Source organism: Mycobacterium sp. HUMS_12744610 (genome assembly GCF_041206865.1).
GTDB classification, from domain to species: Bacteria; Actinomycetota; Actinomycetes; order Mycobacteriales; family Mycobacteriaceae; genus Mycobacterium; species Mycobacterium servetii.
In genome coordinates, this window is the sequence record NZ_JBGEDP010000001.1 from 2,247,242 (window position 1) to 2,264,576 (window position 17,335).

At 72.0% G+C, this 17,335-nt stretch carries 8 protein-coding genes; 5 read left to right on the forward strand and 3 right to left on the reverse strand.

Annotation, left to right across the window (positions count from 1 at the left end; translation table 11 throughout):
• Positions 1-46 precede the first annotated feature (46 nt).
• On the forward strand, positions 47-1,327 hold the full coding sequence (gene mbtG, locus AB8998_RS10975) for an NADPH-dependent L-lysine N(6)-monooxygenase MbtG (RefSeq protein WP_369737995.1): 1,281 nt from the start codon (positions 47-49) through the stop codon (positions 1,325-1,327).
• Complete coding sequence (locus AB8998_RS10980; protein WP_369737996.1) at positions 1,308-1,523, forward strand: MbtH family protein; 216 nt, start codon at positions 1,308-1,310, stop codon at positions 1,521-1,523. The genes mbtG and AB8998_RS10980 overlap by 20 nt, the downstream gene beginning before the upstream one ends.
• Here the strand turns inward: AB8998_RS10980 and nbtC are convergent.
• The 3 genes from nbtC to AB8998_RS10995 are packed head-to-tail and all read right to left on the reverse strand — an operon-like array spanning position 1,520 to position 6,635.
• On the reverse strand, positions 1,520-4,591 hold the full coding sequence (gene nbtC, locus AB8998_RS10985; RefSeq protein WP_369737998.1) for a nocobactin polyketide synthase NbtC: 3,072 nt from the start codon (positions 4,589-4,591) through the stop codon (positions 1,520-1,522). The genes AB8998_RS10980 and nbtC overlap by 4 nt on opposite strands.
• Complete coding sequence (locus AB8998_RS10990; RefSeq protein ID WP_369737999.1) at positions 4,588-5,883, reverse strand: beta-ketoacyl [acyl carrier protein] synthase domain-containing protein; 1,296 nt, start codon at positions 5,881-5,883, stop codon at positions 4,588-4,590. The genes nbtC and AB8998_RS10990 overlap by 4 nt, the downstream gene beginning before the upstream one ends.
• Positions 5,880-6,635: a thioesterase II family protein gene (locus AB8998_RS10995; RefSeq protein WP_369738000.1), complete on the reverse strand. Its 756-nt coding sequence runs from the start codon at positions 6,633-6,635 to the stop codon at positions 5,880-5,882. The genes AB8998_RS10990 and AB8998_RS10995 overlap by 4 nt, the downstream gene beginning before the upstream one ends.
• A 160-nt stretch (positions 6,636-6,795) precedes the next feature.
• Here AB8998_RS10995 and AB8998_RS11000 point away from each other — a divergent pair, with 160 nt between their 5' ends.
• The 3 genes from AB8998_RS11000 to AB8998_RS11010 are packed head-to-tail and all read left to right on the forward strand — an operon-like array spanning position 6,796 to position 17,325.
• Positions 6,796-7,746: a methionyl-tRNA formyltransferase gene (locus AB8998_RS11000; protein WP_369738001.1), complete on the forward strand. Its 951-nt coding sequence runs from the start codon at positions 6,796-6,798 to the stop codon at positions 7,744-7,746.
• 11 nt (positions 7,747-7,757) lie between these two features.
• Positions 7,758-12,764 (forward strand): amino acid adenylation domain-containing protein, encoded by a 5,007-nt coding sequence (locus AB8998_RS11005; RefSeq protein WP_369738003.1) that lies wholly within the window; start codon positions 7,758-7,760, stop codon positions 12,762-12,764.
• Between the two features lies 1 nt (position 12,765).
• Positions 12,766-17,325, forward strand: coding sequence for an amino acid adenylation domain-containing protein (locus AB8998_RS11010; RefSeq protein WP_420492638.1), 4,560 nt, complete (start codon positions 12,766-12,768; stop codon positions 17,323-17,325).
• Positions 17,326-17,335: the final 10 nt, after the last annotated feature.

The following is a 17,335-nucleotide window of genomic DNA, read 5'->3' on the forward strand; positions in this document are numbered from 1 at the left end:
GCAGCCTGGGCTAAGCCGATCGACGGAGGTGCGCGGTGAACGCGCGATGAGCGACACACTTGCGATCGTTGGGGCCGGCGCGAAGGCAGTGGCGGTCGCCGCGAAGGCGGCGGTGCTGCGCGAGCTCGGCGTCGAGGTGCCCGAGGTGGTCGCCGTCGAACGCACCGGGGTGGCCGCCAACTGGCGGGCCGGTGGCGGCTGGACCGACGGTCGCCAGCGACTGGGCACCAGCCCCGAGAAGGACATCGGCTTCCCGTACCGGTCCGATCTGGTGCCCGGCACCGAGGTCGACGAGCGGATGATGCGGTTCAGCTGGCAGTCCTACCTGGTTGCCACCGACCAGTTCGTGGGCTGGGTCGACCGGGGCAGGCCGGCGCCCACCCACGAGACGTGGGCGGGGTATCTGCGCTGGGTCGCCGACGTGGTGGGCTTGAATGTCGTCGACGGCGAAGTGGTCCGGATTTCCCTCGACGACGACCGCTGGGTGCTGCACACCCGGGGGGCGAGCCTGTCCGCCGGCACGCTGATGGTGACCGGGCCGGGACAGCCCGACCGGTCGATGCTCTCGGGTGATCCGCGGGTGCTCTCGATCGCGCAGTTCTGGCAGCGCGCGGGCCAACACGAGCGCATCGTCGCCGACAACGTCGCGGTGATCGGCGGCGGGGAGACCGCCGCATCGATCCTCAACGAGCTTTTCCACCACCGGGTTTCGGCCATCACGGCCATCTCGCCGCAGGCGACCCTGTTCACTCGCGGCGAGGGCTTCTTCGAGAACTCGCTGTTCTCCGACCCGACGGGCTGGCGCAGCCTGAGCCAGGCCGAACGGCGCGACTGCATCGCCCGCACCGACCGGGGGGTGTTCTCCGCCCGGGTCCAGGAATCCCTGCTGGCCGACGAGCGGATCAAGCATCAGCGCGGGCGCGTCGCCCGCGTGGTCGACCGCGAGGACCGGATCTGGATCACGCTGCACACCGACAACTGCGGTGAGCCGCTCGAATCGCTGCACCGGTTCGACCTCGTCATCGACGGATCCGGCGCGGACCCGGTGTGGTTCCTGCCGCTGCTGTGCCCGGCCGCCCGGGGCGCGCTGGAGTTCGGGCTGGGCGGGCCGGTGACGATCGAGGCGCTGGAGGAGTCCATCGGTCCCGACCTGGCCGTCGCGGGTGTCGCCCCGAAGCTGGTGTTGCCCAATCTGGCCGGCGTCAACGAGGGCCCCGGATTCCCCAATCTGAGCTGCCTGGGGCTGCTGTCCGACCGCGTGCTGGCCGCCGAGCTGGGGGCCACCACACCCACGAGGGGGAGAACCGATGCATACCAATCCGTTTGACGACGACGAGCTCGCGTTCTACGTCCTGGTCAACGACGAGGGGCAGCACAGCCTGTGGCCGGCGTTCAAGGACGTGCCGGCGGGCTGGCGCGTGGTGTTCGGCGCGGACACCCGCGCGCACTGCCTGGCCCACGTCGAGCAGGTCTGGACCGACCTGCGCCCCGGCAGCCTGCGCGCGGCGATGGCCGGCGGCTAGCCGCCCAGCCGCTCCAGCAGGTCGGCGACGGACGCCCCGCCGAGCAGGTCGGCCACGTCCACGTCCCGGTCGAACTCGGCCCTGACGCGACGACGTAACTCCAACGCCTGCAGCGAATCCAGTCCCAGCGCGACCAGCGGTGCTTCGGTGTCGATCGACTCGGCGTGATCGGCACCGATCGCCCGGGCCACCAGCGCCGTCAGCCGGTGCGGCGCACGCGCCCCGCTGACCGGCCCTTGTGCGGTTTCGGGGAGCGGGCCGTCGAGTTGCGCCAACAACGACGCGCGCCCGCAGGCGTCCAGCACCGACCGGGCCCGGTCCAACGCGAACGCCGCGACGACGGAATTTCCGCCACACCGGCCCATTCCCAGCGCAAGCGCGTCGGCCGAGGACATGGGCAGCAACCCGGTCGGGGACAGTTTCGCTGTGCCCGACGCCCCGGGGCCGAAAGTGACCGCCCACTGCCCCCATTGCACGGAGGAGCAGTCCAGGCCTTGCGCGCGAAGCCGGTGCGCCATCGCGTCGAGCATCCTGTTGGCCGCGGCATAGAGGATCAGCCCGCGCCCGCCGACCGTCGCCGCGATCGAGGAGCACAAGACCACGCGGCAGTCGACGGTGCGCGGGAACGCCGCCAGCACGCGCCCGCCGCCGACAACCTTGGCGCGCAACGCGTCGTCGGCCATCTCGGAGGTGATGTCCGCCAGTTCGGCACCCGAATAGTGGACCGCGGCGTGGACGATCAGGTCCGCGGGCGCGTCCCGGTGCCGTTGCGCCAGTTCGGATATCGCGGCCTGGTCGCCGACGTCGCACCGGGCGACGTCGATGCGTGTCGACGTTGCCGACCGGATCCGGTGTAGGCGCTGCGCGACGGCCTCAGTCTCGCCCGACCGGCTGACCAGCGTGATCCGCCGCGCGCCCCGGCGGGCGAAGTGGTCGCAGAATTCCAGTCCCAGCGTGCCGGTCCCCCCGACGACGAGCACATGCTCCCATGGCTTTCCATCAGAATCGGCTGCAGCCGTAGGCTTCTCGGTAACCCGTTTGGCGTAGAGCCCGCCGTCGCGCAGCGCCAGTTCCGACTCGTCGGCGGTGTGCAGCGCGGCGAGGATCGTGGTGGCGGCCGCCGGTGACGCCGACCCGGCGTCCAGATCGAGGTGACGGAACCGCACCCGGGGATGTTCGGCGCCCAGGCAGCGAAATCCCGCGCCGACGGCCGCGTGCACCGGATCGGGCGGCGCGTCGCCGGGGACCGGCTCACCACCCACCGTCACCAGCCAGCACTCGGTGATCGCGTCATCGAGCCGCGGCCACCACGCGCGGCGGGAGAAGAAGGTCGCCACCTCGGCGGCGGCGGCCGCGTCGTCCAACTCCGGCGAGGGCGGGAGCAGGATAACGTAGCCGTCCAGACCGATTGCCGCCGAATGGTTCTCCGGGGCGTCGAGCACCCGCGCCGCGGCACCGATGTCGCCGGCCGCGGCGCACAGGGCCTCGGCCAGTGGCGCGCAGCCCCCGGTGTGGTCGACGATCCCGAAACCGCGCGGGGGCGCCAGCGAGCGGTGTGAGAGCCGGACCCACTCCTCGGTGAGCAGCCGCGGCGCCGCGGTGACATTGGTCTCCCGGGTCTCCCGGGTCTCCCGGGTCTCCCGGGGCGCCCGCCGGGTGCGCAGCGGAAGGACCTCGTCGTAGGGCAGCCACAGCTTCGACTCGTTCATCGCGAGGTTGGGGAAGTCGGGCAGCGGCCGGGTGGGCGGGCCGGTGGGCTCGGCGCGCAGGCATTCCCACGGGTAGGCCTGGTCGTGCACGGCCAGCAGCGCGAGGTTGCGGGTGAACGCGTCCAGGTCGCCGGCAGCCCGCTCGGACGTGCCGACGACCATGGCCGCGCGCTCGTCCGAGTCCCCCTCGCGGGCCGCGAGGTTGTCCTGGATGGCCAGCTGCAGCGTCGGATGCTCGGCCAGCTCGACGAACGTGTCGACGCCCAGCTCCAGCGCGGCCGCGACCGCCTTGTCGAACCGGACCGGGTTGCGCAGGTTCCACAGCCAGTATTCGTCGACCGGCAGGTCCGTGGTGATGCGGCCGCCGAGGGTGCTTCCGATGCAGTCGATCTCGGTGGCCAGGAACGTTTGGTTCTGCAGTTCGTGGTGGGCGATGGCGCGCACCTTCTCGGCGAGCTCCTGGATCGCGCTGGTGTGCGCCGGGTATCCGACGCGGATGATGCGGGCGAAGGTCCCGCGCTCGGTGAACGCGTCGACGATGCCCTGCACCGTGTCGCGGTCGCCGGAGATCCCGACCATGTTGGGCGAGTTGACCACCGACAGCTGCGCCCACCCCGAGCATCGTGCGAGCGCGTCCTCGCAGGAGTCGCGGCCGGCGGCGACGACGGCCATCGCGTAGTCGCCGGAGCCGAACTCGTCGGCCGCGTGCGCGCGAACGCCGATGACGCGCACGGCATCCGGCAGTGTCACGGCGCCGGACACGTAGGCGGCAGCGATCTCCCCCTGGCTGTGCCCGATCGTGGAAGCGGGCGCGACGCCGAACGACCGCCACAGCGCGGCCAACCCGGCCATCTGGGTGAACAGCGCGGGCTGCACCGTGCTCGCGGCGTCTGGAGCCGGAAGTTTCTCGTCGAGAAGGTAATTCAGCGGCGACTCGCCGACCAGCGTCTCGAAGGCCGCGGCGCAGCGGTCCACCTCGTCGCGGAACGCGGGGACCGCGTCGTAGAAGAGCCGGCCCATCCCGGGGCGCTGGCCGCCCTGCCCGGGAAAGACGTAGGCGAGTTTGCGTGCGGCGGCCGGTGTCTCGCTGCGCACCACCGCGGGATGCGCGCGGTCATCGGCGACCGCCCGCAGCGCGCCGGTCAACTCCTCGCCGGTGCCGACCATGGCCAGGGCCCGGTGCCTGCGGGCGGTCCGGGTGCGGAACAGCATCGCCGCGATCTGCTGCGGCGTCACCGCGGGATGCCGCGTGGCGTAGGACAGGACGGCCGCGGCCTCGGCGCGCAACGGCCCGGGCGCGTCGGCGGACAGCAGGACCGGGACGGTGCCGTTGGGGAGGCGGTAGGTCACGGGCGTCACCCCCACGGATCCGCGGGCATCGCGACGAGGGCGTGCGCGTTGGCCCCGCCGGCGCCGAACGACGACACGGCGCCGTAGCGGAGGCCGTCGCTCGCCTCCCACTCGTGCAGCTTGGCGGCCAGCCGCAGGCCGGTGAGGTCCCAGTCCAGCATCGTGGTCGGGTTGTCGGCGAAAAGGGTTGGGGGAACGGCGCCGTGCCGGCCGGCGAGCAGCAGCTTGATCAGCCCGAGGATCCCGGACGCCGCCTGCGGGTGCCCCAGGTTCGACTTGATCGAGCCGATCGGCGCCGAGCAGCCCGCCGCGCCGTAGGTCTTGAACAGCGCGAGCAGTTCCACCGGGTCGCCGGCGAGCGTTCCGGTGCCGTGCCCCTCGATCATTCCGACGGCGGCCGGGTCGATGCCGGCCGCGTCGAGCGTCTTGCGGATCAGCTGTTCCTGTGCGCGCACCCGGGGCACCAGGATCGGCTTGCCCTTGCCGTTGTGGTTGGTGCGGATCGCCAGGATGCGCCCGAAGACCGGATGCCCGAGCCGGCGTGCCCGCGATTCGCGCTCCACCAGGACCATGCCCGCGCCTTCCCCCCACACGGTGCCGCTGGCGTCGGCGGAGTAGGCGCGGCAATGCCCGTCGTCGGAAAGCGCGTTGAGCCTTGCGAACTCGTAGAACGCCCCCGGAGAACCCATGACGCACACCCCGCCGGCGAGCGCCCAGTCGCACTCGTCGGCCGCGACGGCCGTGGCGGCCAGGTGCAGCGCGGTCAACGACGAGGCGCATGCGGTGTCGATGCTGATCGACGGTCCCGTCAGGCCGAGGCTGTGCGAGATGCGGGCGGCGCCACCCAGCTGTCCCAGGCTCGCGATCCGGTGCCCGGTGTGGGCGTCGGCGACGGCCGCGCGGGGCCCGTACTCCATCGGCGACATGCCGACGAAGCAGCCGACGAATTCCCCGTCCAGCCCGGCCGGGTTGATGCCGCAGTTCTCCAGCACCTTCCAGGCCACCCGCATCGCGACCCGCTGCTGCGGGTGCATGACGAGGGCCTCGCGGTGGGTGACGCCGAACAGCGCCGGGTCGAATCGGGTTGCGCCGTCGAGGAATCCGCCGGCGTCGCGGACCGGGCCCCAGCCGTCGAGCTGCGACACCGAGAACAGATCGTCCAGCGGCCAGCCGCGGTCGCGGGGGAAGGGCCCGATGAGTTCCCTGGCCTCGGCCAGCGCCGCCCACAACGCGTCGGGGCTGTCGATCCCGCCCGGTGCCTCGACCGCCATCGCGGAGATGACGATGGGGTCGGCGCTCACGCCGTCTGCTCGGCGCGCGAGGTCAGCAGCGCCGCGATCGCGTCGACGTGCCGGTCGAGGTAGAAATGCCCGCCGTCGAACATCGTGACCCTGACGGAGCCGGTGTGCTTGCCCCACCCGTACAGGTCGGCCAGCGTCACATACGGGTCCTGATCTCCGCCCATGGCGTGAATCGGCGCCGCCACCTTGACGTCTGCGGCGCAGGAATAGGCGTCGAACGCCTTGAAGTCGGCCTTGACCACCGGAAGCGTCAGCCGCATCAGGTCGCGGTCGGCCAGCACACCGGAGGCGGTGCCCTCGAGCGCCAGCAGGTGGTTGAGGAGTTCCTCGTCGTCGTCGGTGGGGTGCGACGGTTTGGCCGCGGCGTGACAGGGGGCCACGGTCGCCGAGACGTTGAGCTGATCGACCCGGATGCCCGCGGCCTCCGCGAGCCGGACGAACTCGAAGGCGACCATGGCGCCCATGCTGTGGCCGAAGGCGACGATCGGGACCCCGCGGTTGCGCTTGGAGGCGGAGAACTCGGCGAACGCCCCCGCCGCGATCTCCGGCAACGTGGCGAGCGGGGGCTCGGCGGCGCGGTCCTGGCGTCCGGGGTACTGGAAGACGACGACGTCGAACGCCCGGCTGAGCACCTTCGAGAACTCGCGGTAGGCCGACGCGCCGGCCCCGGCGTGGGGAAACACGAGCAGCGGCGGGCTGCCCGGCGACTGCGGCTCGTGGAACTGCCTGGCCCACCCCAGCGTGCGCGGCATGCGCTCCCACCTCTCGTTCTCGCCCCGGCGCGCAGCCGCGCGGAGCATGCAACTTAGCGAAGGCTAACATAAGCTGCTGGGCTGGTGGGTGGCGCCCGAACGGGCCTCGACCACGAGTCCGGACCTGGCCGACCAGCGACGATGGAGAGGGGTTCGACTGATGCGCGTGGTGTCGTTCGGTTACCAGACCTGGGGATGGCGGACCCTGCAGGCGCTGATCGACCTGGACCACGACGTGGTCCTGGCGGTCACCCATCCCGCCAGCGAGCACTCCTACAAGGCGATCTGGTCGGAGTCGGTCGAAGACCTCGCGCGCGAGCACGGCGTCCCGGTGCACCTGACCGAGCGCGTCGACACCGCAACCATCGACCTGGTCAAGCGCGCCGAGCCCGACGTCATCGTGGTCAACAGCTGGTACACCTGGATGCCGCCGGAGCTGTACACGCTGCCGCCGCATGGCACCTTGAACCTGCACGACTCGCTGCTGCCCAAGTTCACCGGGTTTTCCCCCGTCCTGTGGGCGCTGATCAGCGGCGAGACCGAGTTCGGGCTGACGGTGCACCGGATGGACGACGGCCTGGACAGCGGCGACATCCTGATCCAGCACTCGCTGCCGATCGGGCCCACCGACACCGGCACCGACCTGGTGCTGCGCGGGCTGGACCTGATCCCGGGTGCGCTGCGCGACGCGCTGACGGCCCTGGAGTCCGGGACCGCGGTGTGGCGTCCGCAGGACAAGGCCCAGCGCACCTACTTCCACAAGCGTTGCGAGCGCGACAGTCTGCTCGACTGGAGCTGGCCGGCTGCCGATCTGGAGCGGTTCGTGCGGGCGCTGTCCGACCCGTATCCGCGGGCGTTCACCCGCTACCGCGGCGAGCGCATCGAGATCGTCGAGGCGCGGGTGTCGGAGGCGCGGTACGGCGGAACGCCGGGCCGAGTGATCGTGCAGGAGGGCGGCGGTGTGGTGGTGTGCGGGCCGGAGGCGTTCCGGGGTGGTAACCACGGCCTGGTGATCACCCGCCTGCGGGGCGCCGACGGCCGGGAGCACCGCGGTGCGGAGTTCTTCCTGCGCGGGGGCTACGTCAACAGTTCGACGGCATCCAACGGTTAGCGGGGCGAGCCATGGCAGAACATCCCAGGACCGTGCAGGAACGCCGTCGCGAGCTGCTGCGCCGACGCATCGCCGAAAGCGGGCTGGCCGCAACCCAATCCGCCGGGCCCCAGGCCGTGCGGGCGGGGGAGCGATACCCCCTTTCGCCCGGACAGCGGCGGATGTGGTTCCTGCAGGCGATGGACGCCGACGACGTCACGCTCAACGTCTGCCTCGCCTACCGGATGACGGGCCCGGTGGACCCGGAGCGGCTGCGTGCGGCCTTCGGCGACCTGGTGGCGCGGCACGCGATCCTGCGCACGGTATACGGGGTGGACAGCGAGGGCGAACCGTATCAGGTGTTCTCCGATGGCGTCGAGATCGGTTGGCTCACAGTCGATCTGACTCAGCTTCCCGAGGCGGAACGCGATCGTCAGATCGCGGCCCTGGCGCGCGCCGAGTTCGGCCGGCCGTTCGACCTCACCACCGACCTGCCGCTGCGGACGACCCTGGTCCACAGCGGGACCGACGAGTTCGTGCTGCTGTTCGTCGCACACCACATCTGCTGGGACGACGACTGCTGGGCCGTCTTCTCCGCCGAGCTGAGCGCGGCCTACAACGGTGACCGGCTCGGCGACGCGCCGCAGTTCGTGGCCGCCGCGGTGCTGCAGGCCGCCGCCGAACCCACCGTCGCCGACGTCGGCTACTGGGCCGACACGCTGCGGCCGGCGCCCGAACCGCTGCAACTTCCCGGCCTGGCCGGCCCGGGTCCGTCGCGGGAGGCCGAGCGCCGATCCCGGGTCATGCCCCCCGAATTGTTCGCCAGGGTAGAAGAATTCGCCCAGCGGCACGCCGCCACGCCGTTCATGGTGCTGCTGGCGGCCTTCGGGGTGCTGGTGCGCCGCTACACCGGCGCCCCGGACTTCCTGGTGTCCGTGCCGGTGACCGCGCGCGAGCCCGCCGCGCGGGGGGCGCTCGGATATTTCGGCAACACGCTGCTGCTGCGGCTCACCGCGCGGCCGCAGGACACCTTCGTCTCGTTCGTCGACGCGGTCCGCGAAACCTGCCTCAACGGATTCGCCCACCAGTCCGTCGGCATCGACCGGGTCGTGCGCGAGGTGAACCCGGAACGGCTGGGTCACGACGGTATGGACCGGCTGGTGCGGCTGGGCTTCTCGTGGCGCAAGACCGCCAACGACTTCGCCCTGCACGGCGTCGCCGTGCGGCAGCTCGACCTGGCCGCGGTGACCGCACACCTGCCGCTGGCGCTGGCGATCGTGCTCGACCCGGACCGGGTGTCCGTCGAGTTCGAATACCAGACCCGGCTCGGCGGCGAACTCGTGGACCGGATGCTGGGGCACTACCTGCAGCTGCTGGACCATGCGCTGGGCGAGCCCGGGCACCGGATCACCGGCATCGACATGCTCGGTCCCGGCGAGCGCGCCGCCGTCCTGGCGCAATCGCACGGCGAACTCGTCGCGACGCCGGCCACCACGATGGTGGCGCTGCTCGAGGCGGCCGCCGACGCCACCCCGGGTGCTGTCGCGCTCGTCTCCGACGAGGCGCGGCTGACCTACGCCGGGCTGCATCGCCGCGCGAACCGGCTGGCGCGCCTGCTCGTTCGGCGCGGTTTCGGGCCCGAGGACATCGTCGGCCTGCGCATGACGACGTCGATCGAGTTCGTCGTCGCGATGCTCGCCGTGCTGAAAGCCGGGGCGGCGTATCTGCCGATCGACCCCGCCTACCCCGACGAGCGCATCGAATACCTCATCGCGGACGCGCGGCCGCGGACGGTCATCGGGCAGCAGGAGTTCGCCGCCGCCGAACGCGACGCCGATCGGCTCCCGGACGCCGCGCTGACCGACGCCGACCGGCGCGGCCCGTTGCACCCGGATCACCTGGCCTACGTCATCTACACGTCCGGTTCCACCGGCCGTCCCAAGGGCGTGGCCGTGTCGCACCGCGCGATCGCCGAGCACGTCGACGGCTTCGTGGCCGAATGGAGCATGACCGCCGACGACCGGCTGTTGCAGTCGTCATCGGTGAGCTTCGACGCGTCGCTCCTGGACATCTTCGTCACGCTGACGCTGGGTGCGCGGCTGGTGGTGCCCAGGCCCGGGGCGTTCGGCGACCTCGACTACGTCGCGGACCTGATCGAGCGCCATCGCGTCACCGTGCTGCACATGGTCCCGTCGATGCTGAGCACCCTGCTGCTGCTGCCGCGGGCCGCCCAGTGGCGGGCGCTGCGGCACGTCCCGGTGGGCGGGGAGGCGCTGCCCGGCGAGGTGGCCGACAGATTCGCCGGCCACTTCGATGCGGAGCTGCGCAACCACTACGGGCCCACGGAGGCCGTGGTCTGCGCGACGCACATGAAAGTCGAAGGCGCACAGGGCTTCCGCGTGGTGCCCATCGGCGTGCCGAACCGCAACGTGTACGCCTATGTGCTCGACGAGGAGCTGCAGCCGGTGCCCGCGCAGGTGATCGGCGAGCTCTACCTGGGTGGGGCGCAGCTGGCGCGCGGATATCTGGGGCGCCCCGGGCTGACGGCGGAGCGCTTCGTCGCCGACCCGTTCGCCGCGGGGATGCGGATGTACCGGACGGGAGACCTGGTGCGCCGCAACCTCTCCGGCGAGCTGGAATTCGTCGGTCGCGCCGACGAGCAGGTGAAGGTCCGTGGCTACCGCATCGAGCTCGGCGAAGTCGAGTCCGTGATCGCCACCCACCCGGCGGTCCGGCACTGCCTCGTCGTCGCCGAGGACACCGAGGCCGGGCCGGCGCTGGCCGCCTACCTGGTGCCCGCGACCGCTGCGGGCCCGTCGGGCGGGCCCGCAGGCATCGACGTCGGCATCGACATCGAGGAGATCCGCGCCCACGCCGCGGCGGCACTGCCGGACTACATGGTGCCCAGCGCATTCGGGGTCATCCCCGAGATCCCGCTGATGGTCAGCGGGAAACTGGACAAGCGGGCGCTGCCGCCGCCCACCCCCGTGGCCGCGCGCGGCCACCGCCGGCCGGCCACCGAGATCGAGCGCCGGATCTGCGCGATCTTTGCCCGCCTGTTCGGCCGCGACGAGGGCTGGGACAGCATCGGTGCCGACGACTCGTTCTTCGGCCTGGGCGGCCATTCGCTGCTGGCGGCCCGCCTGGTAGCCCAGATCCGGAGCGCATTCTCGGTGGAGTGCACCGTGCGCGCGGTGTTCGACGCCCCGACGCCGGCCGGGTTGGCGCGGCTGGTCGAACGGCTGCGCGCCGGATCCGGCGTCGAGCAGATCCGGCCGCAGCTGACCGAGCGGGACCGCCCCGCCCGGCCCCCGCTGTCGTATTCCCAACTCGCCATGTGGTTCCAGTACCGGATGCGGGGAGCCAACGACGTCTTCAACATGGCGCTTGCGCTGCGCTTCAACGGCCCGCTGGACACCGCGGTGCTCACCGCGGCGCTCAACGACGTGGTGGCCCGCCACGAGGCGCTGCGCACGAATTTCGTCGAGCACGACGGGATGCCCTACCAGCACGTGCACCCCGAACTCCGGCTCGAACCGGAGGTGACCGAGGTCGCTCCCGGCCGGCTCGACGACACGATCGCCGAGCTGCGGGGCCACGTGTTCGCGCTCGAATCCGAACCGCTGATCCGGCCCACCCTGCTGGTGGCAGGCCCGGACACCCATGTGCTGCTGTTGCTGATCCACCACATGGTGACCGACCACACCTCCTTCGGCATCCTGTTCGACGACCTCGTCACCGCGTACCGGGCGCGGTGCCACGCGCAGGCTCCACAGTGGGCCAAACCACCTCTCCAGTTCGCCGATTACGCTCTGTGGCAACGGAATACGTTCGAAACTCTGGAACCGTGGGCGGGTGCGGAACTGGACCACTGGCGCGGGGCGCTGGCCGAACTGCCCGCCGACATCTCGGTGGCCGCCGACCACACGCGTCCGCCGGTGCTCGGAAGGCGCGGGGAGGTGGTCGATTTCACCGTCGCCGCGGCCCGGCGGGCGGCCCTTGTCCGGTTGGCCGAGGAGGTCGGCACCACCGAGTTCTCGGTGTACCACGCGGTCCTGGCCGTCGTGTTGCACACGCTGGGCGGCGGCACGGACATCGCAATCGGCAGTCCCGTGGCCTGCCGGGTCGACGAGCGCACCGCGAACCTGACCGGGCCCTGCGCCAACGTGGTGGTGCTGCGCACCGACCTGTCCGGGGAGCCGAGCCTGCGCGACCTCGTCGCGCGCAGCCGGGACAGCGTGAAAGACGCGCTGGCGCATCAGGAATTCCCCATCGAGCGGCTCGTCGAGGCGCTCAACCCCCCACGTTCGCCGTCGCGCAACCACCCACTGTTCCAGAATTCCATTCACTTCCGCGGCGAGGACTGGACACTGCTGCCGCGCGACCTGACCGGCAGCGGGGACACCACGGTGTCGGCGCTCCCGATGGATTTCGAGATCTCCCTGCTGGACCTCAACGTCGGGGTGAACGTGACCCCGGACGCCGAACTCGACGTGCGGGTCGTCGCCAACGCCGATCTCTACGAGCCCGCGACGGTCCGGCGGATCGCCGCCGCCCTCGACAACGCGTTCGACGCGTTCGCGACCACCCCCGACGCGGCGGTCAGCGCGCTCGGGCTGCTACCCGCCGCCGACCTGCAGGCGCTGCTGGCCCCGCCCGCCCCGGCCGAAGCGCGGCCGTCCCAACCGCTGTCCGGCGGCTCCGCCGATACCGAACGGGCGCTGACGACCCTGCTCGAGGAGCTGCTCGAGATCACCGGCGTCGACCGCGAGGACAACTTCTTCGCCGTCGGCGGCGACAGCATCGTCGCCGTGCAGCTGGCGGCCCGCGCCACCGCCCAGGGACTGACGCTGACCCCGGCGATGGTGTTCGAGCACATGACCATCGCCGAGCTCGCCGCCGCCGTGGACGCGGCCGCCGATCAGCACACGCCGCAACATGATTCGGCGCCGGAGCCGCCGTCGGCGCCGATGAGCGCGTCGGGCCTGGACGCCGGCACGCTGGCGGAGCTCACCGCCTCCTGGCTCCGGGAATCGTGAGGTGGCGGTGAACCAGACCCCGCCGCAGGTCGAGGACGTCCTGGCCCTGAGCCCGTTGCAGGAGGGGCTGTTCGCGCTGTACCGGCTGGCCGAGGACGGCATCGACCTGTACACCATGCAGCTGCGGGTCGACATCGACGGGCCCGTCGATGTCGAATTGCTGCGCCGCAGCGCCGCCGCGATGCTGGACCGCCACCCGAACCTGCGCGCCGCGTTCTGGGATCGCGGCGTGGAAAGGCCCGTGCAGATCGTGCCCGCCCACGCCGAGCTGCCGTGGACCGAACGCCCCGCATCACCAACCGAATTCGATGCCATCGCACGGTCCGAGCGACGCCGCCCGTTCGACCTGAGCCGGGGACCGGCCCTGCGCGTCGTGGTGCTCCGAGTGCCCGGCGAGTGCAGGCGCCGGTTGATCTTCACCGTCCACCACATCCTGATGGACGGCTGGGCGCTCGGGGTGTTCTTCACCGAGATGCTCGCCGTGTACCGGGCGGGGGGATCGACCGGCGGACTGCTACCGCCGCGGCCCTACCGCGACTACATCGCATGGCTCGCCCGGCAGGACCGCGCCGCGGTGCTGTCGCGGTGGAACGACTACCTTTCCGGGGTGTCGGCGCCGCTGATGGTCGCCGACGGCACCGTCGCCCCCCGCGACGGCGTGCCGGGCACCGCGGAACGGGTACTGCCCGCCGCCGACACGGCCCGGCTGCGGAACTGGGCGGCCCGCAACGGGCTCACGCTCAACACCGCGGTGCTCTTCGCGTGGGCGGTCGTGCTGAGCAGGCTCACCGACCGCCGCGACGTCGTCTTCGGCACCGTCGTGTCCGGCCGGCCCGAGCACCTGCCCGGCGTGGAGGGCATGGTCGGGCTGTTCATCAACACCGTGCCCGTCGTGCACAGCTTCGTCGCGACCGACACGGTCGCCGGGCACTGCGCGCGACTGCAGCGCGAGGCCTCGGCGATGCGCGACATCGGCTACCTCAGCCTGTCGGAGATCCAGCGGGCGCACGGGCGCGGCGCGCTGTTCGACAGCCTGTTCGTGTTCGAGAACGCGCCCGTCGAAGACGCCATCCGCGAGGTCACCACGCCCGACGGGGCCCGCTTCCGCCCGGTCGAGATGGAAAGCCTGACGCACTACCCGCTGACCGTGGTCGCGCACCTGCGCGACGACGCGCTGGTGGTGCTCATCGAGGCGATTCCCGAAGCGCTGCCTTATCTTCGGCCCGACGAGACGTGCGAGCGGCTGCTGGGCGTGCTGCGGCGGCTGCCCGAGGTCGGCGACGCCGCCCCCGACGCACTCGACGTCCTCACCGCCGCCGAGCGCGCCGAATCCGCCGGTCTTGCCACGCGGTCGGTGCCTGCGCCGCACGCCACGGTGTGGGAGGCGTTCGCGCGCCAGACACGCCTGACCCCGGACGCGGAGGCGCTGAGCACGGGAAGCGGTGAGCGGTATACCTACGCCGACCTGCACGCGGCGGCCTGCCGGCTGGCCGCGGAGCTGGCCGCGCGCGGCGTCGGACCGGAATCCGTTGTCGCGCTGACCCTGCCGCGCTCGGCCCGGTCCATCGTCGCCATCCTGGCGGTCCTCGCCGCCGGCGGCGCCTACCTGCCGGTCGACGTCACGCTCCCGCAGGCCCGCATCGACACGATGCTGGCGCAGGCGGATCCGGTCCTGGCCGTCACCACGGCCGCCTGCGAACGACTGGTCGGCGGGCGGACGGCCACCCTGGTCATCGACGACCCCGCCACCGCCCGGCGCATCTCGCGGTCGCCCTCCGTCGCGCCTACGGTGCAACGGCATCCCGGGCAGTGCGCCTACGTCATCTTCACCTCCGGCTCGACAGGGGAACCCAAAGGGGTGCTGGGCACCAACGACGCGGTGCTGAGCTATTTCGCCGACCACCGCGAACGCGTCTACCGGCCGGCCGTGGCGCGGCTGGGCCGCCCGCTGCGCATCGCGCATGCCTGGTCGCTGAGCTTCGACGCGTCCTGGCAGCCCCTGGTCGGCCTGCTCGACGGCCACACCCTGCACCTGTTCGACGCCGGGGAGATGCGCGACGCCGACCGGCTGGTGGCGGGCATGGCCACCCACCGGGTCGACATGATCGACACCACCCCGTCGATGCTCGGACAGCTGCGCGTCGCCGGGCTGCTGAAGCACGGCCTGGCGGTGCTCGCCCTGGGCGGCGAGGCGATCGACGGCGCACTGTGGGAACAGCTGCGCGGCCTGCCCGCGGCCGGGGTGTGCGGCGCGGTCTACAACTGCTACGGGCCCACCGAGGCGACCGTCGAGGCGCTCGTGGCCGCGGTGGGTGAGTACCCGGCACCGACGATCGGCACCGCCAACGCCGGAACCTTCGCCTACGTGCTGGATTCCGGCCTGCGCATGGTGCCCCACGGCGCCGTCGGCGAGCTGTACCTGGGCGGCGCGCAGCTCGCGCGCGGCTACCTCGGCCGGCCGGCGCTGACCGCCACGCGCTTCGTCGCGGACCCCTTCCGCCCCGGCCGGCGCATGTACCGGACCGGCGACCTGGTGCGCCGCCTGCCGCACGGCGGGTACGCCTACCTGGGCCGCGCCGACACCCAGGTCAAGATCCGCGGCTACCGCGTCGAGATCGGGGAGATCGAAGCCGCGCTGCGCGCCCACCCCGCGATCGGTGACGCGGCGGTTTCCGTCGTGCGGCGCGAAAGTTCTTCTGCCTTAGTCGGGTTCGTCGCGTGGAAGGACACCGCGCCCGGCGATCCGGGCCTGGTGCGCACCTCGCTCGGTGAGCGGCTGCCGTCGTACATGGTTCCGGCGCGCGTCGTGGCGCTGCCGCGGCTACCGGTGAACCACAACGGCAAGCTGGACCGGCACGCGTTGGACCGGCTGGCCGGGCGCGCGCTGTCACCGGAGGGCGGCGGCACGGCGGCCGCCACCGAAACCGAACGGTCGCTGTGCGAGGTGTTCGGGGAGCAATTCAACGGGGTGGTGCCCCGCCTCGACGACGACTTCTTCGCGTTCGGCCTGGACAGCATCTTGGCGATTTCGTTGGTGCACAAGGCGCAACGGCGCGGACTCACGCTCAGCCCGCGGATGGTGTTCGCCGCGCCGACGATCCGCCAACTCGCGGCCGCGATCGACGCGGGACCCGCGCCGGACGCGTCGGCGCCGGGCGCGGAGTACGGCGAGGTGTTGCCCTTGCCGATGGTGTCGTGGCTCTACGAGCACGGCAACTACCGGAGGTTCACCCACACCGTCCTGCTGCGGTTGCCGTCCGGCATCGATCGCGCGTCGATCGAGTCGATGCTGCAGTCGCTGCTCGACGGGCACGACACCCTGCGCTCGATCCTCGTCGACACCGCCGCGGGCGCTCGCCTCGTCACCCGCGAGCCCGGCGCCGTCCGCGCCGCCGACCTGCTCAGCCGGGTGCGACTCGCGGAACCCACCGACACCGCGCTGGTTTCGGCCATCGCCTCCTCGGCCCGGGCCGTGCTGGACGAGATCGATCCCCGCGCCGGCGCGATGGTGCGCGCGGTCTGGTACTCCGGTGCGGAGCACGCCGACGTGCTGCTGCTCACCGCGCACCACCTGACCGTCGACGTGGTCTCCTGGCACATCATGCTGGGCGACCTGGTCGGGGCCTGGCGCTGCGTGCGGGCGGGCAACGCCCCGAAGATGCTGCCGGAATTCACCTCCTACCGGCGCTGGTGCGACCTGATGTGGCAGCGGGCCGCGACGGCCGAGGTGCGCGACCAGCTCGCCTATTGGCTCGAGCAGGTCCGCGGACCCGATCCGGCGTTGGGGACCCGGCCCGTCGACCCCACCCGCGACACCTGGTCCACGCTGCGGGTGACCCGGGTCGCCGTCGACGCCGAGACCACCGGGCGCATGCTCGCTGCGGTCACCAAAGACGAAGGCGTGCGAGAATTCCTGCTCACCGCGACCACCATGGCCATTGCCGGTTGGCGCCGCGAGCGCGGTCAGGACCCGGCCGCCGGCACGCTCGTCGCGCTCGAGGGCCACGGACGCGCCGATGCCGTGCTCGACACCGACACGACCAACACCGTCGGGTGGTTCACGAATGCCTACCCCGTACGCCTGGGCGCAGGAGCCGGGTCGGTCGACGTCGAACGGGCCGAGCGGGATCCGCGCGCGGCCGGGGCGCTGCTCGAGGCGGTGGTGGCTCACCTCGGCGCGGTCCCCAATGGTGGCCTGGACTTCGGCCTGCTGCGTTACGTCCGGGGGGAGCCCGAGTTGCGGGCGGCCGCCGAACCGCAGATCCAGTTCAGTTATCTGGGCCGCCTCGACCTCGGGGTCAGCGAACAGCCGTGGTCGCTGCTCACCGGGTCCTACATCGACGCGCTGCCCGATGACCCCGAACCCGACCTGCCGCTGCGATTCGCCCTTAATCTCAGCGCCTTCGTGGCGATGACGCCGGAGGGCGTGCAACTGATCACCAACTGGCGCTGGAGCGACGCGCTGTTCGCGCCCGCCGACATCGACCGCCTGACGCAGCTGTGGCGGCGCGGGGCCGCCGCGCTGGCCGCCGACCTGGATCGACCGCACGAAAGGGACTGACGTGACCGCG

Excerpts from the sequence above, each read along its gene's own strand:
- AB8998_RS10980 (WP_369737996.1), top strand. The coding sequence starts at position 1,308 with ATGCATACCAATCCGTTTGACGACGACGAGCTCGCGTTCTACGTCCTG.
- AB8998_RS11000 (WP_369738001.1), top strand. The coding sequence starts at position 6,796 with ATGCGCGTGGTGTCGTTCGGTTACCAGACCTGGGGATGGCGGACCCTG.
- AB8998_RS11005 (WP_369738003.1), top strand. The coding sequence starts at position 7,758 with ATGGCAGAACATCCCAGGACCGTGCAGGAACGCCGTCGCGAGCTGCTG.
- AB8998_RS10995 (WP_369738000.1), bottom strand. The coding sequence starts at position 6,635 with ATGCCGCGCACGCTGGGGTGGGCCAGGCAGTTCCACGAGCCGCAGTCG.
- mbtG (WP_369737995.1), top strand. The coding sequence starts at position 47 with ATGAGCGACACACTTGCGATCGTTGGGGCCGGCGCGAAGGCAGTGGCG.